Source organism: Marinobacterium rhizophilum DSM 18822, assembly GCF_000378045.1.
Classification (GTDB): domain Bacteria; phylum Pseudomonadota; class Gammaproteobacteria; order Pseudomonadales; family Balneatricaceae; genus Marinobacterium_A; species Marinobacterium_A rhizophilum.
In genome coordinates this window covers 88,243-111,810 of sequence record NZ_KB899094.1, presented here as the reverse complement: position 1 = coordinate 111,810, position 23,568 = coordinate 88,243, and the positions used below count along the sequence as shown (strand labels likewise).

20 protein-coding genes are annotated in these 23,568 nt (G+C 58.4%); 12 read left to right on the top strand and 8 right to left on the bottom strand.

Annotation, left to right across the window (positions count from 1 at the left end; all coding sequences use genetic code 11):
* Window positions 1–82: 82 nt before the first annotated feature.
* Both F451_RS0108135 and F451_RS27130 read left to right on the top strand, forming a co-directional pair.
* Window positions 83–394: a BON domain-containing protein gene (locus tag F451_RS0108135; RefSeq protein WP_020680865.1), complete on the top strand. Its 312-nt coding sequence runs from the start codon at window positions 83–85 to the stop codon at window positions 392–394.
* Between the two features lie 62 nt (window positions 395–456).
* Window positions 457–621, top strand: a complete 165-nt coding sequence (locus F451_RS27130) for a DUF1328 domain-containing protein (protein ID WP_020680864.1) — start codon at window positions 457–459, stop codon at window positions 619–621.
* Between the two features lie 250 nt (window positions 622–871).
* On the opposite strand, the gene F451_RS0108125 is transcribed toward F451_RS27130, so the two are convergent.
* Window positions 872–1,090, bottom strand: a complete 219-nt coding sequence (locus tag F451_RS0108125; protein ID WP_020680863.1) for a glycine zipper 2TM domain-containing protein — start codon at window positions 1,088–1,090, stop codon at window positions 872–874.
* A gap of 293 nt (window positions 1,091–1,383) precedes the next feature.
* Between F451_RS0108125 and F451_RS0108120 the strand changes: the two genes are divergently transcribed.
* From F451_RS0108120 to ptsP, 3 genes are all read left to right on the top strand, one after another.
* Window positions 1,384–2,103: a Crp/Fnr family transcriptional regulator gene (locus F451_RS0108120; RefSeq protein ID WP_020680862.1), complete on the top strand. Its 720-nt coding sequence runs from the start codon at window positions 1,384–1,386 to the stop codon at window positions 2,101–2,103.
* Between the two features lie 600 nt (window positions 2,104–2,703).
* On the top strand, window positions 2,704–3,762 hold the full coding sequence (locus tag F451_RS0108115; protein WP_020680861.1) for a PA0069 family radical SAM protein: 1,059 nt from the start codon (window positions 2,704–2,706) through the stop codon (window positions 3,760–3,762).
* A 244-nt stretch (window positions 3,763–4,006) separates the two neighbouring features.
* A complete protein-coding gene (gene ptsP, locus F451_RS0108110) occupies window positions 4,007–6,415 on the top strand; it encodes a phosphoenolpyruvate--protein phosphotransferase (RefSeq protein WP_020680860.1) in 2,409 nt (802 codons plus the stop codon).
* A gap of 155 nt (window positions 6,416–6,570) precedes the next feature.
* On the opposite strand, the gene F451_RS0108105 is transcribed toward ptsP, so the two are convergent.
* The 4 genes from F451_RS0108105 to F451_RS0108090 all read right to left on the bottom strand — a co-directional run bounded on the left by F451_RS0108105 (window position 6,571) and on the right by F451_RS0108090 (window position 9,500).
* On the bottom strand, window positions 6,571–7,032 hold the full coding sequence (locus F451_RS0108105; RefSeq protein ID WP_026291605.1) for a methyltransferase family protein: 462 nt from the start codon (window positions 7,030–7,032) through the stop codon (window positions 6,571–6,573).
* A gap of 96 nt (window positions 7,033–7,128) precedes the next feature.
* Window positions 7,129–8,025, bottom strand: coding sequence for a LysR family transcriptional regulator (locus tag F451_RS25065; RefSeq protein WP_083928380.1), 897 nt, complete (start codon window positions 8,023–8,025; stop codon window positions 7,129–7,131).
* A 126-nt stretch (window positions 8,026–8,151) separates the two neighbouring features.
* Window positions 8,152–9,012, bottom strand: a complete 861-nt coding sequence (locus F451_RS0108095; RefSeq protein WP_020680857.1) for an SPFH domain-containing protein — start codon at window positions 9,010–9,012, stop codon at window positions 8,152–8,154.
* Window positions 9,013–9,047: 35 nt separating this feature from the next.
* Window positions 9,048–9,500 (bottom strand): NfeD family protein, encoded by a 453-nt coding sequence (locus tag F451_RS0108090; protein ID WP_020680856.1) that lies wholly within the window; start codon window positions 9,498–9,500, stop codon window positions 9,048–9,050.
* Between the two features lie 331 nt (window positions 9,501–9,831).
* Here F451_RS0108090 and F451_RS0108085 point away from each other — a divergent pair, with 331 nt between their 5' ends.
* The 3 genes from F451_RS0108085 to F451_RS0108075 all read left to right on the top strand — a co-directional run bounded on the left by F451_RS0108085 (window position 9,832) and on the right by F451_RS0108075 (window position 12,596).
* Window positions 9,832–10,128, top strand: coding sequence for a SemiSWEET transporter (locus tag F451_RS0108085; protein ID WP_020680855.1), 297 nt, complete (start codon window positions 9,832–9,834; stop codon window positions 10,126–10,128).
* 201 nt (window positions 10,129–10,329) lie between these two features.
* Window positions 10,330–10,746 carry a universal stress protein gene (locus tag F451_RS0108080; protein ID WP_020680854.1) on the top strand — a complete coding sequence of 139 codons (417 nt, stop codon included), beginning with the start codon at window positions 10,330–10,332 and terminating at the stop codon, window positions 10,744–10,746.
* A 236-nt stretch (window positions 10,747–10,982) separates the two neighbouring features.
* Entirely contained in the window at window positions 10,983–12,596 is a 1,614-nt protein-coding gene (locus F451_RS0108075) for a BCCT family transporter (RefSeq protein ID WP_020680853.1), read from the top strand.
* Between the two features lie 99 nt (window positions 12,597–12,695).
* Here the strand turns inward: F451_RS0108075 and F451_RS0108070 are convergent, their stop codons facing one another.
* The 3 genes from F451_RS0108070 to F451_RS0108060 all read right to left on the bottom strand — a co-directional run bounded on the left by F451_RS0108070 (window position 12,696) and on the right by F451_RS0108060 (window position 15,701).
* Window positions 12,696–13,439, bottom strand: a complete 744-nt coding sequence (locus F451_RS0108070; protein ID WP_020680852.1) for a dienelactone hydrolase family protein — start codon at window positions 13,437–13,439, stop codon at window positions 12,696–12,698.
* Window positions 13,440–13,754: 315 nt separating this feature from the next.
* On the bottom strand, window positions 13,755–14,561 hold the full coding sequence (gene iolB, locus F451_RS0108065; protein ID WP_020680851.1) for a 5-deoxy-glucuronate isomerase: 807 nt from the start codon (window positions 14,559–14,561) through the stop codon (window positions 13,755–13,757).
* Window positions 14,562–14,858: 297 nt separating this feature from the next.
* Window positions 14,859–15,701 carry a MurR/RpiR family transcriptional regulator gene (locus F451_RS0108060; RefSeq protein ID WP_020680850.1) on the bottom strand — a complete coding sequence of 281 codons (843 nt, stop codon included), beginning with the start codon at window positions 15,699–15,701 and terminating at the stop codon, window positions 14,859–14,861.
* Between the two features lie 1,156 nt (window positions 15,702–16,857).
* On the opposite strand from F451_RS0108060, the gene F451_RS0108055 reads away from it, so the two are divergent.
* The 4 genes from F451_RS0108055 to F451_RS0108040 all read left to right on the top strand — a co-directional run bounded on the left by F451_RS0108055 (window position 16,858) and on the right by F451_RS0108040 (window position 23,245).
* The gene (locus tag F451_RS0108055; protein WP_020680849.1) at window positions 16,858–18,792 is read left to right on the top strand and encodes a bifunctional 5-dehydro-2-deoxygluconokinase/5-dehydro-2-deoxyphosphogluconate aldolase; all 1,935 of its coding nucleotides are present in this window, start codon (window positions 16,858–16,860) and stop codon (window positions 18,790–18,792) included.
* Between the two features lie 20 nt (window positions 18,793–18,812).
* Entirely contained in the window at window positions 18,813–20,663 is a 1,851-nt protein-coding gene (gene iolD, locus F451_RS0108050; RefSeq protein ID WP_026291603.1) for a 3D-(3,5/4)-trihydroxycyclohexane-1,2-dione acylhydrolase (decyclizing), read from the top strand.
* Window positions 20,664–20,795: 132 nt separating this feature from the next.
* Window positions 20,796–21,695 (top strand): myo-inosose-2 dehydratase, encoded by a 900-nt coding sequence (gene iolE / locus F451_RS0108045; protein ID WP_020680847.1) that lies wholly within the window; start codon window positions 20,796–20,798, stop codon window positions 21,693–21,695.
* Between the two features lie 47 nt (window positions 21,696–21,742).
* Entirely contained in the window at window positions 21,743–23,245 is a 1,503-nt protein-coding gene (locus F451_RS0108040; RefSeq protein WP_020680846.1) for a CoA-acylating methylmalonate-semialdehyde dehydrogenase, read from the top strand.
* The last annotated feature ends 323 nt before the right edge of the window (window positions 23,246–23,568 follow it).

Below are 23,568 nucleotides of genomic sequence, written 5' to 3'. Positions count from 1 at the left end.
CGTACACCTGTGCGTGCTGCTCGCCAGTGCAGTCCAAAGCAAATCAGACTGCCAGTCCCCTGCCTATCCGGAGTACCAGATCATGCCATTACTTAGACGTTTTCCCGCCTTTTTCCTCGTTGCCATGCTGGCCCTGCTCGTGGGCTGCGCATCCACCGCCCAGCAGGAAGGAACCGGCGAGTATATTGACGACACCGTCATAACCACCAAAGTGAAGGCGGCGATCTTCAATGAACCCACACTGAAATCCGCCGAGATCAACGTCGAGACCTTCAAGGGCGTGGTGCAACTGAGCGGTTTCGTCAGTTCACGGGCCGATATCTACAAGGTCGTCGAGTTGGCCCGACACGTCGAGGGCGTAAGATCGGTCAAAAATGACATGCGGATCAAGTAACGCCAGCATGGCGCCGGTTTGCATCCGGGCCCACTGACCGTAACTAGAGAAGGGAAACAAAGATGCTGCATTATGCCGTGGTATTTTTCATTGTCGCCCTGGTCGCCGGGGTACTGGGATTCACCGGTATCGCAGCCGGCGCCGTCGAAATCGCCAAAATCCTGTTCCTGGTTTTTATCGTGCTGTTTGTCATTTCACTGGTCATGGGCCTGAGCCGGCGCCGGTAAACTAGGGCCAGTGAAACCTGCCGGTGATAAGGAGCCCCGCCAGCGCCAAGAGGCCGCTGGCACGGGCTGGCTGTCGCCATGACCGAGCAGATAGATTTCCTTACAAGACCCAAAAAACCGGTGTCCTTTTAGCAGGGAACCGGTTTTTTTTGTGCCTAACGCGCTCTGGCGGCACCGACGTAAAAATGCCGCGCCCGCTCAAAGCGGCGGGCGCGGCAAACCTGCGTGGACAAGCCTAAATGGACAAGCCCTATTTGGTGTCGATTTCGTGGCCGATGATGCCACCGACTGCGGCACCACCCACGGTACCGACCGCGCTGCCACCGGTGAGTACAGCACCGCCGACGGCGCCGACGCCGGCACCTATGGCGGTATTGGAATCCCGCTGCGACATGCCGGAACACCCCGCCAGACCGAGCAACATACCGGCGACCAGGGCGCCAAGTGCAATATTTTGTAGCGTTTTCATTGTATGACCTCTATCTCAGTGGCTGTACGGGACGGGCCGTTAAGGCTTCCACGACCCCGTTACCAAGGCAGTTTCCAATTCCAACGCCGATCCTTGTATGTATCATCTCGCAGCTGCCGGCAAAGTTCTGTACGCTAGCGCTCATAGTGCGCATTGCGGCGGCCACGGCGGCCGCGAACGGCTGCCTGGCCGGAACAAATAATCTATATTTGTGGCGGTACGTCAGGCATCGAAAAAGTCCTGTCAGGCAGGGGACTGTGTGCGTGGCGTGTAACCGGAACAGGAGATCGGCCGTGCTTCCCATTGATGATCCACTCCAGAATCACCTGCTCGCCGCCCTGTCGGCGGATGAATATGCACGTATCAGTCCGCATCTGGAAAGTGTCCCGCTGCCGCTCGGTCACGTGCTCTACGAGTCCGGCCGCGAGTTGCGCCACGTGTATTTCCCGACCGACTCCATCGTCTCCCTGCTCTACGTCATGCTCGATGGTGCTTCGGCCGAAGTCGCCGTGGTTGGTAACGAGGGTATCATCGGCGTTGCCCTGTTCATGGGCGGCGAAACCATGCCCAACCGTGCCGTCGTGCAGAGCGCCGGCCACGCCTACCGGCTGCCGGGGCAACTGCTGAAGCAGGCGTTCCAGGACTCGATCGCGCTGCAGCATCTGCTGCTGCGCTACACCCAGGCACTGCTGACCCAGATGGCGCAGACGGCGGTGTGCAACCGGCATCACAGCCTTGACCAGCAACTCTGCCGCTGGCTGCTGCTGAGCCGCGACCGGCTGTCGTCGGACGAGTTGCTGATGACGCAGGAGCTGATCGCCAACATGCTCGGGGTACGCCGCGAGGGCGTCACCGAGGCCGCCGGCAAACTGCAGGAAGCCGGTCTGATCCACTACCACCGTGGCCGCATCACCGTCGTGGACCGGGCCGGACTGGAGGCCAGGTCCTGCGAATGCTATGCGGTCGTCAAACGCGAATACGACCGCCTGCTGCCGGAGATCGCCGATACATAATCCGGCGCCCGGACTGGACGCTTTGCATTGAATACCGGTCTGGCCATGCGTCCTCGATGCCTAGCAGCCTGTGGAACTTAGCACGGGTCTACTCGGCTCTGGCATCCTGCTTCGCCCTACCTCCTGCATCCATGCAATTGTGCGGAAAAGCCGCTTCTCTCCGGTAAAGAGGGGTCATTTTATGTACTCTTTATTGTCTTGAATCTGACCTGCAAATAGGTCCATTCATATCTCAATTCAGGGGGTAGGAGCCCGGTCTCCGGGCGAATCGGGTGCCTGCCTAAGCCCTGTTCGCCCGCGGAGCGGGCTCCTACAGATTTTCGGTACCGCTGCGGCTGACAATGTATGTAGTGGTCAACAAATTAGAACCGCTATTGGCTCTCAAAAGAGCTCAAAAACTGCCTCATTCAATCGCCGGGAACGATTGAACGTGCAAACACCGAAGGGGTGAAGCACAGGGATGTGCTGAACAAATCGGACTTTCCCTCGCTACGATCGGCCAAGCCCGACAGGCTGCTAGCTGCGAAGTGCAACAGGGATTCGCCTTGCTGGCAAAATACTGTATATTTAAACAGTACTCATTTACAGCAGTAGTCCGCCATGTCCAAACCGCTCAAGGGTCGCGGCGCCCTTTCCAATCCGGCCAACCGCTTCGCGCCGACCCGCAGCGAGATCGATCCGGTCGACGACGGCGAAATGCCCGCCCGCATCGCCACAGTGCAGATCGAGGAACGGCCGAAGACCATCATCAGCCGCAACCAGTCACCCGACGTGCCCTTTGAGCAGTCGATCAATCCCTACCGCGGCTGCGAGCACGGCTGCATCTATTGCTACGCACGCCCCAGCCATGCCTACTGGGACCTGTCGCCGGGGCTTGATTTCGAGACCCATATCATCTGCAAGGAGGGCGCTGCCGAACGGCTGGAGCACGAGCTGCGGGCCAGGAGCTACCGCTGCAGGCCGATTACCCTGGGTGCCAACACCGACCCCTACCAGCCACTGGAACAGCAGCGGCGCATCACCCGCGAACTGCTCGAGGTACTGGCCCGTTTCCGCCATCCATTTTCGATCATCACCAAGGGCGCGCTGATCACCCGTGACCTGGATATTCTTGGCGCCATGGCCGCACAGCAGCTCTGCTCGGTGATGATCAGCATGACCACGCTGGACCCGCAGCTCAAACGCACGCTGGAGCCGCGTGCCGCCGGGCCTCGTACCCGGCTCAACGCCATCCGCGCGCTGACCGACGCCGGCGTACCGGTGGGTGTGCTGGTTGCACCGCTGATTCCGATGGTCAATGACCGGGAACTCGAGTCAATCCTGGAAGCAAGCGCCACGGCCGGCGCCCGTTCGGCGAACTACGTCTTCATACGCCTGCCCCACGAAGTGAAAGACCTGTTCCGCGAATGGCTCGACTGTCACTACCCCGAACGCGCAGAACACGTGATGAGCCTGATACGCCAAAGCCGGGATGGACGCGAGAACGACAGTCGCTTTGGCAACCGAATGCGCGGCGAGGGGCTTTTTGCAGAAATGATTGCCCAGCGTTTTCGACTGGCGTTGAACAAGTACGGTCTGGGCCAGCGAGAGAGCCTGAGGCTGCGGACCGACCTGTTTAGCGTACCTCCCCAGACCGGCGACCAGTTGTCTTTGCTCTAGCAAGCCGTTGAAAAACGATCAACGCTACTGCACGGTGTTGCGTCTGTGCCCGCGGCTGCACCAACGCCTTTCAACAGCTGGCCATACCCATACACAAGCGCACATCTTCTGGCTGGAACATTCAGGTGAATTTTGCACCGACAATGACAAGCGTCATTCAGACTTATAGAGTGAAGACTAAACAGTTACCTGTTTGCACGGATCATTCCTGCGACAGGCTTCTGGCTCTCCAAAAGGAGCAATCATGTCTAACAAGAATCCACTGCACACAAACGCAAAAGACAGCACGCTAAACAGCGCCGTGCCCCCCCAGAGTGACCGCCCGGATAGCGCATTAACTGCATCGGAAAAACCCGCGCGACACTCCACCAGCCCGCTGAAGAAACTCACCCAGTTGCACCAGATTGTCGAGAAGGTCAGCCGAACAGACTCGCTACAGGCAGCCCTTCAGGCCATCGTCACAGGCGTACGCAACACCCTGCACACCGACGCCTGCTCCGTGTACCTGAGCGATCAGGCCCACCGTCATTATGTACTCATGGCCAGTGAAGGCCTCAACCCGGAAGCCGTAGGGAATGTGCGATTGAAACAGCGCACGGGACTGGTGGGCCTGGTGGCAGAGCGCCGCGCGCCGGTGAATATACGTAATGCGCCGACCCATTCTCGCTACTGTCATCTGCAGGATGCCGGCGAGGAGCCATACCATGGATTTCTCGGCGTTCCTATTATTCACCGCCAGGAGCTGCTCGGCGTACTCGTCGCGCAGCACACTGCACAAAGCCGCTTCAAAAAATCCGAGCAGGCATTCCTGGCAACCCTGGCGGCACAACTGGCCGGCACCCTCGCACTGTCTCTCAACCAGAGCGCCCTGCCTGGCAACGCCACCGCCCAGAACAGCAAGCCCACCCAGTATGAAGGTGGCGCCGGTGCTCCGGGCATCGCAATGGGCACGGGCATGCTGGTGTTTTCACCAGTGGATCTCAATCATGTACCGGACCGAACAACAGACGACAGCGAGGCTGAAATAAGCGCATTGCAGGCGGCCATCGACAGCGTGTCAAAGGATTTCGAGCGCCTCGCCGAACGGCTCGATTCGGGGCTTGGCGCTGAAGACCGTGCCCTGTTCCGTGCTTATGCGATGATCGCGCGCAGCGAGGAACTGTTCGAAGCCACGGTACGCCGCATCCGTCAGGGCAACTGGGCACCGGGAGCCCTGCGCGAAAGTATTCTGGAACATGTGCGCATGTTTGAAGCCATGGACGATCCCTATCTGCGCGAAAGAGCCCACGATATCCTTGATATAGGGCGCAGACTGCTGGCCCGGCTGCAGTCCGCCAACACAGATGGCGAAATCGACTACCCAGCAGACACTGTCCTGATCGGTGAGAACCTGAGCCCCGTTGACCTTACCGCCGTGCCGGCGCAGAAGCTCGCCGGCGTTATCTCGGGACACGGCTCAAGCCTGTCCCACCTGGCCATCCTGGCGCGCTCGATGGAAGTCCCCGCCATCATGGGGATCGTCGGCGATATTGCCTTAAGTGAACTTCATGGCCGAAGCCTGATCGTGGATGGCTACCAGGGCCGCATCTACCTGGATCCCAGCGAAGCCTTGAAGAAGGACTTCAGACGTGTACAGCGCCAGGAGGAAAAGCTGAGCCAGGACCTGCAGAATCTGCGTGACCTGCCGGCCGAAACCCTCGATGGTGTCCGCCTGCCGCTCTATACCAATGCAGGCCTGCTGTCTGACCTTAAACACTCACTGTTCCGCGGATCCGAAGGGATTGGCCTCTACCGCACCGAGTTTCCTTTTATGGTGCGCGACAGCTTTCCCACCGAAGATGAACAGTACGTGCTGTACCGCCAGGTACTGGAAGCCTTCCACCCCCGCCCCGTGACACTTCGAACCCTGGACATCGGCGGCGACAAGGCGCTGACCTACTTCCCGGTACAGGAAGAAAATCCCTACCTGGGCTGGCGCGGCATTCGCATATCCCTGGACAATCCCGAGATTTTTCTCACGCAAATTAGCGCCATGCTCAAGGCGAATGCAGGGCTTGGCAATCTTCGCCTGTTACTGCCAATGATCAGCCGTGTTGAAGACCTCGATGAGGCAATTGTGCTGATCAACCGGGCCTGCCATGATCTGCAAGACCGCGAGGAAGACATTACCATGCCGCCGCTGGGCGTCATGATCGAGGTACCCGCCGCCGTTTATCAGGCACAGGAACTGGCTCGGCGGGTTGAGTTTCTGTGTGTAGGCACCAACGACCTGACCCAGTACCTGCTCGCAGTGGACCGCAACAACGAGCGCGTGGCGCGCTGGTTCGATGCCCTGCACCCGGCGGTCATCCGCGCTCTGATCCAGGTGGCGGAAGCGGGCCGGCGCTATGGCAAACCCGTCTGCGTCTGTGGCGAAGCCGCCGGCGATCCCGCCGTTGCATTGCTGTTGCTGGGCATGGGCATCGAGAGCCTGAGTCTGAGCGCAGGTGATCTTTTACGTATCAAATGGGTTATCCGCTCCTTTAGCCGTCAGCAGGGCGAGGAACTGCTGACCCGTGCGCTGGAGCTGGAACAGGCCAGCGTTATCCGCGCGATGCTACTGCGCGCCCTTGCCGAAGCAGGCCTGGGGGCACTGGTACATCCGGGAAACTGAAAGGGTAATTCTGCGCTGCGCAGCTGATGCTCTGGCTGAAGTAAACCCAACCGCAGCCAGCGGCAGCCGCTGGCTGTCTTGGCAAAAAGCATGACATCAAAGCGAATGAGCGTTACGTTTTTAGCAGAGGTTTAATTCCCGCAGAGTCTAACTGCTCACACCCACCTGCGTACCCTGGCCTTGTACAACACATAGTCATTTTTAAAGATCGCCTCGAGCATTTTTTCTTCTGGCTGAATCTGAAAACGATCAATGTAAAGTACAAACACGACACACATGACCAATGAATACAGACTTGACAGCAACAACCCAAAACCTGTCAGCAGAAGTAAAATCCCCACGTACATTGGGTTCCTTGTCATCGAGTAAATACCGCTTGTGACCAGCGCGGAAATATTGCCATTACGCAACGGGTTGACTGTTGTTCTGGCCTTGCGAAAAGCGACAATGCCCGCTACCGCGACAAGGATTCCCGTAACAACAAATACAAAACCAATCACATCGCCAAGCCCTGCCAAAAAACGCTGCTTTTCAAAAAACCTTGAAATACCAAACATGGCCAGAGCACAAAGACATGCGATTATTAATGGCGGTACTTTCAGTTCCAGGCTTTTCATACTCTTCCTTTCTGCCCTGAATAGGGTACTGACGGCAAGCGCGCTGTCGCGCCCAGAGGGTATAGAGAACAACCTGGCCATCTTCGACACCGTCGCTCAGGAACGATCGGCAGCGTCGCCTTTGGACAGTGCCCCGGTCAACCAGCGGCCAGCGGGCCCCAGGGGCCGGTCACGACTCCAGATCAGATCGATACCGGTCTGGATATCCACCTGCTGGAAATCGAGCGGCAGCTGTTTGACCCGGCCATGGGCCAGGTCTGCCTGTACAAAGTGGCGCGGCAGGTAAGCCCAACCGAACCCGGCCCGCACCAGCGCCAGGATGCCATACTGGCTTTCCACCCGCCAACAGCGTCCGCCACTGAGCTCATCCAGTTGGCGGAACCCGGTTGTACGCGTGGAGGCCATCAGTTGGCGGTGCTGTTCAAGATCCGTCAGTTTCACCTGCTCCTGTTGACACAGCGGGTGATCGGGACCGGCCAGGGCAATCACTTCAACATGGGCAATGCCGGAAAAATGAAACGCCCTTGGGTATAGCTCCTGCTCGAACATCACACCCAAATCCGCGCGGCCGCTGCTGACCAGTTCAGCAACGTCCTGACTGGTGGGATTGAGCAGTTCAAGCTCGAGGTGGGGAAATGCCCGTTCAAAGGCGCTCAGCTGAGGCAGCAGTGATTCCAGTGCGATGGCGGCATCCACCGCAACGCTCAGGCGCGTCTCAATCCCCTGGCTAAGACCCGCGGCACTGGCGCGCATCTCATCGCAACGCTGCAGGATCGCCTGCGCATCACGCAACAGTGCACGCCCCTGTGCGGTCAGCACCGGCATGCGTGCGCTGCGATCAAACAGATCAACACCACAGTCAATTTCCAGGTGGCTCACTGCCACACTGATCACCGATTGCGCCTTGCCCAAGTGCCTTGCGGCTGCAGAAAACGACCCCTGCTCCGCCGCCGCGACAAAGGCCTGCAACTGTTCAATACTGAACCCCATCATGCCTCCGGACCGGACCCGCCGAGGACCAAAAGCCGGTCATGCGCAGGACACCCTTCATTTTGCGTGGCAGAAACACGACGGCAGGAAGAATGCAGCGGTGCCCCTGTGGAGCCCCGCTGCCGAACATCACTTGCCAAATCCGCCCATAATGCCGCGTACTGCAGCCGGAATATCCCCCGGCAGAATGACCGTCTTGGAATTGTCGGACGCGGCCAGATCCTTCATTGCCTCGATGTAGCGCTCGCCTAGCAGGTACATCACCGGCAACTCGTTATTCTGAATCGCCGCGGTAACTTTTTCGATCGCCGTCTGGCTCGCCTGGGCCAGCACCACCTGCGCCTCGGCATCGCGGCGCGAAGCCTCCAGCCGCCCCTCGGCCTCAAGAATAGCCGCGGCCTTTTCCCCATCAGCCCGGGTCACGGTGGCGCGCCGGCCACGCTCGGCAGCAGCCTGCTCTTCCATCGCATGCTGCATCGTTTCTGACGGATTGATGTCCTGAATCTCGACGGTCTTCAGGGTAATGCCCCAGTCCGAGATATCGTCGGAAATGGCGCCCTTGAGCTTGGCCTTGATGGCATCGCGATTGGATAATGCATCGTCCAGATCCATCTCGCCGATGATCGAACGCAACGATGTCTGCACCAGGTTCTGGATGGCAATATTGTAATCCTCAACACCGTAGACCGCCTTTTCCGGCGAGACGATATTGATGTAGGCCACCGCATTAGCGATGATCACTGCATTATCCCGAGTAATCACATCCTGGGACGGAATATCCAGCACTATGTCCTTAGTGGTGATTTTATAGGCTACCGCATCGATATACGGGAAAATAATATTGAGCCCGGGCCCCAGCGTCTTATGGAATTTACCCAGACGCTGCACCACAAACTTACTGCCCTGGGGTACAGTTTTGACCCCCAGCGCCACCGTAACAATCACCAGCACCAGAAAAATACCGGCCAGTACGATTCCATCAATCATCATAAGTGCTACTCCTTCAGAACTTCAGAACTTCAGACTTAACGTTTTTCCACGATCAGGGTGTTGCCCGACACATCCTTGACATGCACCCGGTCTCCGAGGGCAACTTCGCTATCACAAATAAAATCCCATTCATCATCCCCCAGCAGCGGCGTGGTGAAACGCACTACACCGCGCCCACCCGGCTGCGGCACTTTGATCACCTGCCCGCTTTCTCCACAAATGGCTTCGCGGGCAATACCCGCCTTGGTTCGATCCACCATGAGCGGCTTGAAAAAGCGAAACCAGAGCGCGGCAAACAGGCTTGACGACAAGGCCCAGACAACCAATTGCCAGCTGAATGCGAAATCCGGCACCCACCAGAGAATGGCCGCCACAATCACGGCACCCAGCCCAAACCAGAAGATGGTAAAGCTGGGAATAAACACCTCTGCCATCACCAGCAACATGCCAAATGCCAGCCAGTGCCAGTCCTGAATTACAAACTCCATGGATCTCTCCTGTAAACACTGCAAATTACGGTAACCCAAAAGCCGGAATCACGACAGCCTGCTCGCAAAAAAATCGTGCCTGATCAGTCACTTTCGGTCGATTTGACCAGCAGCATAATACATGAATAAATCTAACGCCTGCGTTTCGATTTGGTCACTTGAAAGACCGCTCTGTGCTTGATTACAATCGCGTGCTTCTTCAATCGTGATTCACCTTCTGCGCTCGCAGCCACCTGAATCACGGCATGATAGCCAACCTACCCTAAATTTTTATGACCGACGTTACGCAAGGCGTGATCCGCCATTGGGTATGATGTCGAGGATTGCACAGATGGATAACACGACATTGATCGGCATGATTGCTGCCGTTTGCACTACCGCTGCCTTCGTGCCGCAGGTACTGCAAATTCTAAAGACCGGCAATGTCGAAGGCATTTCAGTGTGCATGTATTCGATCCTGACATTCGGTGTCGCCCTGTGGCTGACCTACGGCATCATTCTGCATGATTTGCCGATGTTTCTGGCCAACCTGGTGACCTTCATACTGTCATCCTCGGTCCTCGCGCTGACCCTGCGCAAGCGCTTTCAGAAGCGTCGCAACCTGGTCGGCACAGTACCCCAAGCCTGACTCTCGGGTGACCACTCCCTGACTGAAAAAGCCGGCCCATGCCGGCTTTTTTGCATTCAAGGGACCCCGTACAGGTTCCAGTTTCACCAACTCCCCGTTTGATTTTTTAAGAATCCCCCTTATTCTTCAAGCATCTGCAATACTTGCAGCTGTAAGCTCAATCTCAAAAGTGCTACTTGCCACCCGCAGGGAGAAAAACACATGTACAGTCATATCATGGTGCCAGTCGATCTGGCCCACGCAGATAAACTTGAGAAAGCGCTGCAGTGCGCTGCCGATCTGGCCAAACTTTACCAGGCCTCCATCTGTTATGTCGGCGTCACCGCCAGCACCCCGAGCAGTGTCGCTCATACCCCGGAAGAGTTTTCCAAAAAAATGGAGCAATTCGGTCAGGAACAGGCCATTAAACATGACCTTTCCGACGTCCGCAGTGCGTCCTACATTAGCCATGACCCCGCTGTGGACCTCGACGATACCCTCATGCGAGCCGCTACCGATACCGGCACCGACCTGGTTGTCATGGCATCCCATGTACCCGGTTTGCTTGAGCACGTTTTCGCATCCAATGCAGGCTACTTTGCATCCTTTTCCAAAATGTCCGTTCTGGTTGTCCGCTAAGAGTCCGCTCGCAGCCTAACCACAGCATGGTGTTCGTAATTGATGGCGCAACTGTTAACAGCAACGGGGGCGTCATCAAATGAATCGCAAAAGCCCAACGACTTGAAATAGCCGGGGTTCTTTAACCGGGCTCGCCAGCGATCACAGACTAACGCGGCCTTGGCGATACAGGCCGATGCTGCGTACCGCTTGCCAAAGGCCTTGAGCCACCTATCAGTCCAACACAAGGGAAAAGCATGACTGAACCCACAGATATTAGCCCTGAAGGAGACTCCACGCTGATTGAGACCGACTATGAAATCGGTCAGGACAATATCAGCACCCAGATAGGACCCTTCAACCTTGATGTACATAACCCGGTTTTTTTGATCTCGGGACTGTGCATTGTCGCCTTTGTCTTTTTTACCCTCGCGTTCCAGGACAGCGCGGGACCCATGTTCAATGCCATGAGAGTCTGGCTGACCTCGACCCTGGACTGGTTCTTTATCGCCTCGGCCAATGTCTTCGTTATTCTCTGCCTGGTGCTGGTCGTCTCGCCGCTGGGCCGCGTACGCCTGGGCGGTACCGATGCCACACCGGATTACTCCTACAGCGGCTGGTTCGCCATGCTGTTCGCCGCCGGCATGGGCATCGGCCTGATGTTCTACGGCGTATCGGAGCCGTTATCGCATTTCTCGTCATCCTTTGCAGATAATGCAGGCACACCGGACAGCTGGGCCCCTCTGGGCGGCGCACCGGGTGATGCGGAGGCCGCCGCGCGCTTAGGCATGGCCGCCACCATCTTCCACTGGGGTCTGCACCCCTGGGCAATCTACGCGATTGTCGCGCTGGCACTGGCGCTGTTTTCCTACAACAAGGGTCTGCCACTGACCATGCGCTCCATTTTCTACCCGATTTTCGGCGAGCGCATTTGGGGTCTGACTGGCCACATCATCGATATACTGGCCGTATTCGCTACCCTGTTCGGACTGGCGACGTCACTGGGTTTCGGTGCCGAACAGGCCGCCGCCGGTCTCGAGTTCCTGTTTGGACTGCCGGCGACCGAAACCACCAAGGTATTTCTGATCATCGGTATCACCGGTATTGCACTGCTGTCCGTGGTGGCAGGGCTTGATGCCGGCGTCAAGCGGCTGTCGGAGATCAACATGGTCCTGGCAGTCCTGCTGCTGCTGTTCGTGGTCATCGTGGGCCCGACCATCGCCATCCTGAGTGGTTTTTTCAATAACCTGGTGGCCTATGTGCAGAACCTGCCAGCGCTGTCGAACCCCGTGGGTCGCAGCGATGCCAACTTCAGCCAGGGCTGGACCGCATTCTACTGGGCCTGGTGGATTTCCTGGTCGCCGTTCGTCGGCATGTTTATTGCCCGTGTGTCCCGCGGTCGCACCGTGCGCGAGTTCATCACCTGTGTACTGCTGATTCCTTCAGTGGTCTGCGTTTTCTGGATGACAGCCTTTGGCGGCACTGCTATCAGCCAGCTGGTCACCGATGGCGTCCAGACGGTTGCCAGCGCACCACTGGAACTGAAGCTGTTTGCCATGCTGCAGGAACTGCCGCTGACCCAGATAACCTCCTTCCTGGGCATCGTGCTGGTCATCGTATTCTTTGTGACCTCGTCGGACTCCGGCTCCCTGGTCATCGACACCATCACCGCCGGCGGCAAGATTGACGCGCCGACACCCCAGCGGGTGTTCTGGTGCGTGTTCGAAGGCCTGGTGGCCATTGCCCTGTTGCTCGGTGGCGGCCTGGGTGCGCTGCAGGCCATGGCAGTCTCCACCGGGTTCCCCTTCACCATCGTGCTATTAATTGCCTGCGTTGCCATCGTCAAGGGACTGATGAGCGAGCCTCGCTAGGGCTCCACTGGCTAAACCCGTCGACAAAAAAGAGGCCCCGTTCGGGGCCTCTTTTACATCTGCACGTACATCTGCACGGCGCAACGGGGTTAGTTACAGCTACTCGTTTTCCAGCTGCTCATGCAGAAAAGCGCTAAAGCGCTTCCAGGACTGTTGGTCCGCCTCTTCGCGGTAACTGTCCGCACCGAATACCGTAAACGCATGGGGAGCACCGCTGTAGGTAATCATCTCATGGGAGACGCCAGCCGATTCCAGCTCAGCAGCCAGGCCCGCAAAATCGCTCAGACTGATTGCCGTATCCGCAGAGCCATGCATAACCAGCACCTTGCTCTTGACCGCACTGTAGTCCTGGCCCTCAGGCTTACTGAGCCCCCCGTGGAAGGTTGCAAACCCCTGCAGGGGTGCACCTGAGCGTGCCAGTTCCAACACCGCAGCCCCGCCAAAACAGTAACCGGCCGCGACCACATTTTCAGTTTGCGCGCCCTGCGCACGGGCTGCATCCAGGGCACCACTCATCAATGCCCGCATTTTTTCCCGATCCTGATACAACTCTCCGGTGTGCTGACGTTTATCCTCAAGTGCAGTGGGGCGCACACCTGCGCCAAACAGGTCGGCGGCAAAAACCCCGTAACCCATATCGGACAGCATTTCTGCTCGTTTCACTTCATAGTCGGTCAAACCATCCCAGTCATGCACCAACAGCACCAGCGGCGCATCCGCAGACGGGCTCACGTAGTAGCCCTCATATTCCTGACCGTTGACCGTGTAGCTCACCGATTTACCCTCGGCCAACACCACAACGGATGCCAGACTCAGACTAAGAACTCCCAGTAATGCGCGCATACATTGCCTCCATGGACAGTTTGAAATCATTCCATCTGTACCCAAGTACAGCCCGACTCGCCTGTCGGATAACTATAGGCCAAGGAAAGACAGCGGGGTGACTTGCAATGAAATGGCAGCTTCCAGCTGACCTGCTGAGTAGAAACACATGCAGCGCAAGACAATAAAACGCGGCGCAGAAACCAGTGAGCAGTGAGCAGATCGCCTGGATTTAAAGACTACAGTTGGCAACGCAAAGCGGTAAACGGTACGGCTACTGAGCGCTATCCGGCCGCGAAGAAGATCACGGCCGAATATACAGGCAGAAGGCGCTGATCAGTCTTTTTGCAGCAGCCACTCATGGTCAGGATCATTGTGGAAAATCCAGGTACGCTCGGGGCCGGCCATGACATTCAGATAATACAGGTCATAGCCATGCGGGGCGCCCACCGGGTGATAGCCTTCAGGCACCATGACCACGTTGTGATCTTCCACCGCCATGGTTTCATCCAGGCTGCGGTCATCGGTATAGACACGCTGGAAGGCAAATCCCTGGGGCGGATTGATGCGGTGGTAGTAGGTTTCCTCCAGCTGCGTTTCCGCCGGTGCCGCATCACGGTCATGCTTGTGCGGCGGGTAGCTGGACCAGTTTCCACCTGGCGTGAAGACTTCGCATACCAGCAAATGCTCTGCCGCCATGTTGCCAAACAGGATATTGCAGACATGACGCTGATTGGTGCCTTCGCCGCGGGTTTCGTAGCGGGTATCGGCTGGCGTAATGAGACGCGCGGGATACTCGCCCTTTGCGGGCGCCTTGCACACGGCCAGCTCCAGCGCCGTCGTGGCGGTCACCTTGAACGTGTCAGACGGCGGCACATAAACACTGAAGGGTGCCTTCTGCTCGAACACGCTCATGCGCTCGCCCAGGCCAGTCCAGCTTTCCTGCGCAGTCGCAACATCGGCCAGTCCGCTCACCAGCACCAGACAGACTTCCTGATCGCCGGTGGCCTGCTCCAGTACCTGCCCCGGCTGCAACTGATAAACCTCAAAGCCCACATACTCCCAGCCGGCAGAGGCGGGAGTGATGCGCTGAATACAACCCTGATCATCGGGCGCGGTCGGACGGGACAGGAGCTTGGACATGAAATTTCACCTTGTTTGGAGTTATTGACCTGGTGGACAAACCGGCTCATTACCTGTGTGCACGCAATCTGCATCGACAGAAAGTACGGGTTGCCGCACACACCTCGATGCATTTAAGCGCCCAGCGCACTTAAACGGGCACACGCGCGAAACAGGCCGGTTTTCGCAGGGCCCGCATTGGGCTGTTGCAGTTAGCAAGGCCCAAAGACGAAGTATCCCTGCGGAACCTATTAACCCTTCTGGGTCAATAGCGTTGAAAAATGATAGCGATAACCCCTTGTCCCGATCCGCCGGCCTTCAGACGCTTACACGCTGCTTGTCGACCCGGTACGCCAGGCTGATCGACAACGCCTGAGCCAGGCAGAGGGTGGAGCCAAGGGCGCGAAAGCCGTGCACTTCGGCATCACGCACCACAAAACAGACCGAGGCGCAGGCGGCCAGCGGGCTCAACTGACTGTCGGTAATCAGAATCAGCGGCACACCGCGCTCAACCGCCGCCTTGGCCACATTCTGGGTTTCCGGCGCATAGGGATGAAAGCTGGTGGCGATGATCGCATCCTTGTCGCCAATGGCGCCGGCCTGCTCGTTATACATGCCGCCCACACCATCAATCAGGTAGGCCCGACGATCAATATGGCGCAACGCATAGGCGAAATACGTCGCCACCACAAAGGCTCGGCGCACGCCCACCACATGGGTTGATTCAGCGGCGGCCAATATATCCACCGCCCGTTCCAGATCCCGTTCGCTAATGCTCTCGCACAGCTCCTCCAGTGCCACCGAACTGGCGCCGGCAAACTGCGACAGCAACTGCAGGGGCGTATCACCGCTGTCATCGCCCAGTTCTTCACGCGCTATGCGGATGCGTTCTGTATAGCTGGGCGATTCCTGTATCAGCTTTTGCTGAAACAGACGCTGCATCTCGCTGAAGCCGCTATAGCCGAAAGCGTTGGCAAAGCGCACCAGAGTCGAGGGGTGCACACTCGCATCCTTGGCAATCACGGCAACGGTGCCAAAGGCGATCGCGTTGGGATTGTCCATAACATACTGCGCGACCTGGCGCAGGCGTTTGCTCAGCGTTGAGTGCTGCTCGGCGATGGCGGACTTCAGATCGGCCAGTGTTTGCGGTACTGCATTCATGGTTATGCTGTCCTCCAGTGTTCAGGGTTCCTTATAACCCCCACATCACGGAATTGGAATAAAATTTCCAAAAATGCAGTCTCATTTCCGTTTCACCGCTGCAGCCAAACCCTTTCAGCACCGCACGACAGCTAAACCATAAGGAATTTTTGTTCCTATCGCAACATTTTCAGAATATTTATTCCATAATGAGATAACTGTAACAAGGTAACCTGGCGTGTTCTTTACAGTGTCTTTTGCAGCGCCCTTTGTAGCGCCCTATGTAAAGAGAGGCGCTCAGACGCCATGGCACTCTTACCCCTGTGAATATCCAGGTGAATAGCCCCGGTGAATTAGCCCGGTGAACAATTAGGTGCCCCGCCTGATAGGTGCCCCGCCTGACGTGCCCGTGATGTACACAGCACAGGTTTGGCCGATCGTAACGAGGGAAAGTCCGACTTGCGGCAGTTTTTGAGCTCTTTTGAGGCAAATGGTGGTTCTATTTATTGATCCGGCTGACAAATACATTGCCAACCGCAGGGGTGCAGAAAATCTGTAGGAGCCCGCTCCGCGGGCGAACAGGGCTTGGGTGGGCACCCGATTCGCCCGGAGACCGGCCTCCTACCCCCTGAATAGCGATATAAATGAACCTATTTTCAGGTCAGATTAATAATAAAGAGCACACAAAATGCCCCCTCATTACCGGAGGAAATCGGCCTTTCCGCACGACGGCATGGATGCAGGAGGTAGGGCGAAGCAGGATGCCCGAGCCGAGTAGATCAGTGTTAAGTCCGACAGGTTGCGGAGCGCCTTCTCGCCATGGCCCTATAAACAGATAGCCAGCGATTCAGCAGGTCCTCGTCATGGACAGGCCCCTCGGGCTGACAAGCCCCGCAGCGGCGTCATATCGCAGTGGCCAAGGAGCCATTACAGAACATGAAATAAAAAATATTTTCCATTCTGTTGCTGTTATGGAATTTTTATTCTATTCTCGACCCAGACACTCACCACTGACAGGTTGAAACATCTGTTGGTGGTACCGCGCAGCGAGCCTTACGTCAAAAACGACGGTCACACTCGATATCGATCCGCCGGTCGCTGATTTTGGAATGAACGGTTTCAACATACGACAATAAGCACAATCGCCGTGTGACTCACGGCCCAGGAGCATAACCTTATGAGCAACTTCAGCGCCAACAGCGCAGGCCGGCCACTGGACGTTATCTGTCTTGGGAGAGCAGCAGTGGACCTGTACGGCGAGCAGATCGGCAGCCGTCTTGAAGACATGTCCGGTTTTGCCAAATACCTCGGTGGCTCTTCCGGCAACATCGCTTTTGGTACCGCCCGCCTGGGCCTCAAGTCCGCCATGCTGACACGCGTTGGCGATGAGCACATGGGACGCTTTGTGCGTGAAGAACTGGGTCATGCCGGTGTCGATACCAGCCATGTCATCACCGACCCCGACCGCCTTACCGGTCTGGTTATCCTGGGCATCAAGGACAAGGACACCTTCCCGCTGATTTTCTACCGCCGCGATTGCGCCGACATGGCCATCTCCAGGGACGATTTTTCACCGGAATTCATTGCCTCCAGCAAGGCGCTGATGATTACCGGCACGCACTTCTCCACCGCCCAGACCTATGAAGCCAGCAAAACCGCGATGGAGTATGCCCGTGCGGCCGGCACCAAGGTGGTTCTGGACATCGACTACCGCCCGGTACTCTGGGGCCTCACCGGTATTGGTGAAGGCGAGAACCGCTTCGTGTCCGACGACAGCGTCAGCGCGCACCTGCAAACCGTGCTGCCCTATTGCGACCTGATTGTTGGCACCGAAGAGGAAGTGCATATCGCCGGTGGCACCACTGACACGATCGATGCACTGAAGAAAATCCGCGCACTGAGCGATGCCACCATCGTACTGAAGCTGGGTGCGCTCGGCTGCACCGTGCTGGAAGGTGACATTCCCGCCAGCATGGATGACTTCGATGTCTTCACCGGCGTACGCGTTGAAGTGATGAACGTACTGGGTGCCGGCGATGCCTTTATGTCCGGCTACCTGCGCGGCTGGCTGCAGGACGCAAGCCCCGAACGCTGCTGCGCGTACGCCAATGCGTGCGGCGCCCTGGTGGTATCGCGCCATGGCTGCGCCCCGGCGATCCCGAGCGCCGAAGAGCTGGATTATTACCTGGAACGTGCCGAGTCGATCCCGCGTCCGGACCAGGATACCGAACTGAACTATCTGCACCGCGTGACGACACGCAGTGTCGGCGAGTGGAACGAGATCTTCGGCCTGGCGTTCGACCACCGCAAACAGCTATTCGACATGGCCAAGGACGTCGGTACCGATCCTGCCCGCATCAAGACGCTGAAGCGCCTGCTGGTCAACGCCGCCGAACGCGGCGCTGAACAGGCCGGCCTGAACGGCAACGTGGGCGTGCTGATCGACGATACCTATGGCCAGGATGCACTGAACGACGTTACCGGCCGCGGCTGGTGGATCGGCCGTCCGGTGGAACTGCCCTCTTCCATGCCGATCGAACTCGAAGGCGGCCGTTCCATTGGCTCCCGGCTGAAAGAGTGGCCCCGCGAACATGTCGTCAAGTGCCTGATCTTTTATCACCCCGATCATGCCATCGAAACCCGGCTGGCCCAGGAACGTCAGGCCATGGAACTGTACAAGGCCTGCTGCGCCTCCGGCCATGAACTGCTGCTGGAGCTGATTCCGCCCAAGGACATGCCGCAGGACGACAGCACCCTGGTACGCTCCATTGCACGTTTCTACAATCTCGGCATTCGGCCCGACTGGTGGAAACTGCCTTCGCCGAGCCGTGCCGCCTGGAGCGAGATCAGCGAGTTGATCAAGGCACGGGCACCGCATTGCCGCGGCGTCGTACTGCTGGGCCTGGATGCACCCATTGATGAAATCAAACAAGGCTTCGACAACACCGCCGGCTTTGATATCTGCAAGGGCTTCACCATCGGCCGCACGCTCTGGGCGCAGGAAAGCCGCCAGTGGCTGGCCGGCGAGATCGACGATGAAGGCCTGGTCAACAGCGTCAGCAACAACTATCTACAACTGATTCGGCACTGGCGCGCGCGCAAGGCCAGCTAATTGAGGTCGGAGAGACAAGAATGAAAACAATCAGACTGACTATGGCACAGGCCGTTGTGCGCTATATGACGGCCCAAAAAGTACTGATCGACGGCGAACTCAAGCCGATGTTCGCGGGTGTCTGGGCGATCTTCGGACACGGTAACGTGGCCGGGCTCGGCGAAGCTCTCTACCACGTGCAGGATGAGTTGCCGACGTACCGTGCCCACAACGAACAGGGCATGGCCCACGCGGCCATCGCCTACACCAAGACACTGAACCGTCAGCAGATGATGGCCTGTACCGCGTCCGCAGGCCCCGGCGCCGTGAACATGGTGACCGCGGCTGCCGTGGCCCATGTCAACCGCCTGCCGGTACTGTTCCTGCCAGGGGATACCTTTGCCACCCGTCTGCCGGACCCGGTGCTGCAGCAGGTGGAGAACTTTCACGACCACACCCTGACATCGAACGACTGCTTCAAGCCGGTCAGCCGCTTCTTTGATCGCATTACCCGCCCCGAGCAGCTGCTGACCTCGTTGCCGCAGGCCATGCGCGTACTGACGGATCCGGTTGAATGCGGGCCGGTATGCCTGGCGATGCCGCAGGACGTGCAGACCATGGCCTACGACTACCCGGAACAGTTCTTCGCCCAGAAGATTCACCGCCTGCGCCGCCAGGCCCCCGACTCAGTCGAGCTGGGAGAAGCTATCGCGCTGATCCGCCAGGCGAAAAAGCCGCTGGTCATCGCCGGTGGCGGCGTGCACTACTCCGGCGCCATCAACGAACTGGATGCGCTGGTGAACGCCTGCAGCCTGCCGGTCGGCGAAACGCAGGCCGGCAAGGGCGCGCTGCCCTGGGACCATCAGCACAACATGGGCACCATCGGTGTTACCGGCGCGGCCTCCACCAATACCCTGGCCGCCGAGGCGGACCTGATTATCGCCGTGGGCACCCGCCTGGGTGACTTTGCCTCCGGCTCCCGCGCACTGATCAACCCGAACGCGCGCCTGCTGTGCCTTAACGTTGCCTCCTTCGACGCCGTCAAGCACAAGGGCCAGCCGCTGGTTGGCGATGCCAAGCTCACCTTGCCACAGCTGACGGCTGGCCTGGCCGGCTGGCAGCCTGAAGGCAGCTGGATCGAGAAAGCCGCCCAACTGCGCACTCAGTGGAACAAATCCGTCGATATCGCCACCACCGACCGCGGCACTGACCTGCCCACCGATGCGGAAGTGGTGGGTGCGGTAAACCGTGCTGCCGGCGAAAAGGACATCGTGGTCTGCGCCGCCGGCGGTCTGCCGGGCGAACTGCAAAAGCTCTGGCGTACCCGTTTCGACAAGGGCTACCACATGGAGTACGGCTATTCCTGCATGGGATACGAACTGGCGGGCGGCCTGGGTGCCAAGATGGCCAAACCGGATTCCGAAGTGTTCGTCATGGTCGGCGATGGCTCTTACCTGATGCTTAACTCCGAAATCGCCACCTCGGTGATGCTCGGCCAGAAGATCGTCATGGTGGTGCTGGATAACCGCGGCTATGGCTGCATCCATCGCCTGCAGCAGTTCTGCGGCGGCCCCGGCTTCAACAACATGCTGGAGGACTGCCTGACCGTCGAAGGTGGTGCACCCAAAACCGACTTCGCGGCCCATGCCGCCGCCCTGGGCGCCCGTTCCGAGAAGGTTGGCAACATTCAGCAGCTGGAAGCCGCGCTGGAGCGTGCCAAAGCGTCACCGATCAGCTACCTGATCACGCTGGATACCGACGTCGTCAACGTGGCTGAAGAAGGCGGTTCCTGGTGGGATGTGGCGGTGCCTGAGGTCTCCGAGCGTTCCCAGGTGGTGGAAGCCCGTCGTCGCTACGAGTCGTTCAAGGCCCGCCAGCTACAGAACATATAGCAGCCTGTTGGACTTAACACTGATCTGCTGCGGAAACGCCGATTTTGGCCATTCCCTCGCTACGACCGGTCAAGTTCAACAGGCCCCTAACGCACTCGATAACAGACCTTTATTACGTATTTGGAGAACAAGATGAGTGTAAGAATTGGCATCAACCCGCTGACCTGGACCAACGACGACATGCCGGCGCTGGGTGCAGAAACCTCACTGGAAACCTGTCTGACCGAAGGCAAGCAGGCCGGCTACGCCGGCTTCGAACTGGGCCAGAAGTTTCCCCGCACCCCCGAAGCCCTGGGCCCGATCCTGGATAGCCATGGCCTGAGTCTGGTGTCCGGCTGGTACAGCAGTGAGCTGCTTAACCGCACGGCGGAAGAAGAAATCGAAGCCATTCAGGGCCACCTGCACCTGCTCAAGACGCTGGGCGCCAAGGTCATGGTGTTTTGCGAAGTCACCGGCTGCGTACATGGCCAGCGCGAAACGCCGGTCACCAAGCGTCCGGTCATGAGCGAAGAACAGTGGGCAGTCTTCCTGCCGCGTCTCAATAGCGTCGCCCAGTACTGCCTGGATCAGGGTGTTCGCATCGCCTATCACCACCACATGGGTACCGTGATCGAGACCGAAGAGGAAATCGACCGCCTGATGGCCGGTACCACGGATGCCGTAGGCCTGTTGCTGGACACCGGTCACCTGACTTTTGCAGGCGGTGATCCGCTGGCGATCCAGCAGCGCCATGCCGATCGCATCTGTCATGTGCACTGCAAGGATATTCGTCCCGCCATCATGCAAGACGTGAAAAATCGCGACATGAGCTTTCTCGACTCGGTGCTCAGCGGCGTCTTCACCGTGCCCGGCGATGGCTTTATCGACTATACAACCCTGTTCAAGGCCCTCAAGGCCAGCGGCTACGAAGGCTGGCTGGTGGTCGAGGCCGAGCAGGATCCAACCGTGGCGCACCCGCTCACTTACGCAACCCTGGGCCGCACTCACCTGCAGCGCTTTTGCGATAGCGCCGGACTCGAAATCCGCGCCTGATCGCGCACGGACCGAGCATTCAATTACAAGATTCACGAGGAAACAGCATGAAAACTCTGGGTAACTACATCAACTGCGAAGCGGTCGCCAGCAATAGCGGCCGTACCGCTGTCGTTTACAACCCGGCCACCGGCGAGCCGAGCATGAACGTCGCGCTCTCCAGCGCCGACGAAACCCGTGATGCCATCGCATCGGCCGCAGAAGCGTTGAAAACCTGGAGCAAGGTCTCCCCGCTGAACCGTGCCCGCGTCATGTTCAAGTTCAAGGCGCTGGTCGAAGAGCATGCCGACGAACTGGCTGCCATGATCACCTCCGAACACGGCAAGGTGTTCTCCGATGCCAAGGGCGAACTGACCCGTGGTCTGGAAGTGGTCGAATTTGCCTGCGGCATTCCGCACCTGCTCAAGGGCGAGCACAGCCTGAACGTCGGCCGCGGCGTGGACAGCTACTCCAAAATGCAGCCGGTCGGCGTCTGTGCGGGTATCAGCCCGTTCAACTTCCCGGCCATGGTGCCGATGTGGATGTTCCCGGTCGCCATCGCCTGCGGCAACACCTTTGTCATGAAGCCGTCCGAGAAGGACCCGAGCACCACTTACCGTCTGGCGGAACTGCTGGCCGAAGCCGGCCTGCCCAAGGGCGTGTTCAATATCGTTAACGGCGACAAGGAAGCCGTCGACGTACTGCTGACCGACGAGCGTGTCGGTGCAGTCAGCTTTGTCGGCTCGACCCCCATTGCCGAGTACATCTACAAAACAGCCAGCGAGCACGGCAAGCGCGTACAGGCCCTGGGCGGCGCCAAAAACCACATGGTCGTGATGCCGGATGCCGACCCCGAGCAGGTGGTTCACTCCCTGATGGGCGCGGCCTACGGCTCTGCCGGCGAGCGCTGCATGGCGATCTCGGTAGCGGTCTGTGTTGGTGACGACGTTGCAGACAACCTGATCAAGCGCCTGGGTGAAGAAATCGCCACCATGCGCGTCGGCCCCGGTATCGGCCTGCCTGAAGAAGCACACATGGGTCCGCTGATCACCAAGGAACACGCCGCCAAGGTAAAAAGCTACATTGACTCCGGTGTCGAAGAGGGTGCGAAGCTCGTGGTCGACGGCCGCGATTTTGTCGCCAAGAATCACGAGAACGGCTACTTCGTTGGCCCGACCCTGTTCGACCAGGTCAGCCCCGGCATGCGTATTTACGACGAGGAAATCTTCGGGCCGGTACTGTGCGTGGTTCGGGTCAAGTCCTACGCAGATGCAGTCAAACTGATCAACGAGCACGAATACGGCAACGGCACGGCTATCTTCACCCGTGACGGCGACAGCGCCCGTCAGTTCTGCGAAGAGATCCAGGTGGGCATGGTCGGCGTGAACGTGCCCATCCCTGTTCCCATGGCGTTCCACAGCTTCGGTGGCTGGAAGCGCTCCCTGTTTGGCCCGCTGCACATGCACGGCCCGGATGGCGTTCGTTTCTACACCAAAATGAAAACCATCACTGCACGCTGGCCGACAGGCCTGCGCGCCGGCTCCGAGTTCTCGATGCCGACGATGAAGTAAAAAAACACTGCAGGGGCCCCGAACCCTGGGCCCTGTTATCGCATGCAGATGCGCTAACAGGGCTCAAGTGCGCATGAACTCAGGCGGTTGCTTCCTGAGACCCACTTGGGAGCCCTCGCGGCTCCCTTTTTTGTACATGGAGGTACTTATCCTGCGAGTGCATGGATGCACGTGAGCAGGGTTTATGTACAGGATGTACGGTATGCCGCGGGCGCAGGGATGCGCAGGAGCGGCGATGTACAGGATGTACGGTATGCCGCGGGCGTGATTGGTCGATTGGGCGCAGGCCCGAAGGGGCGTAGCCCAACGATGCATCAACCGTT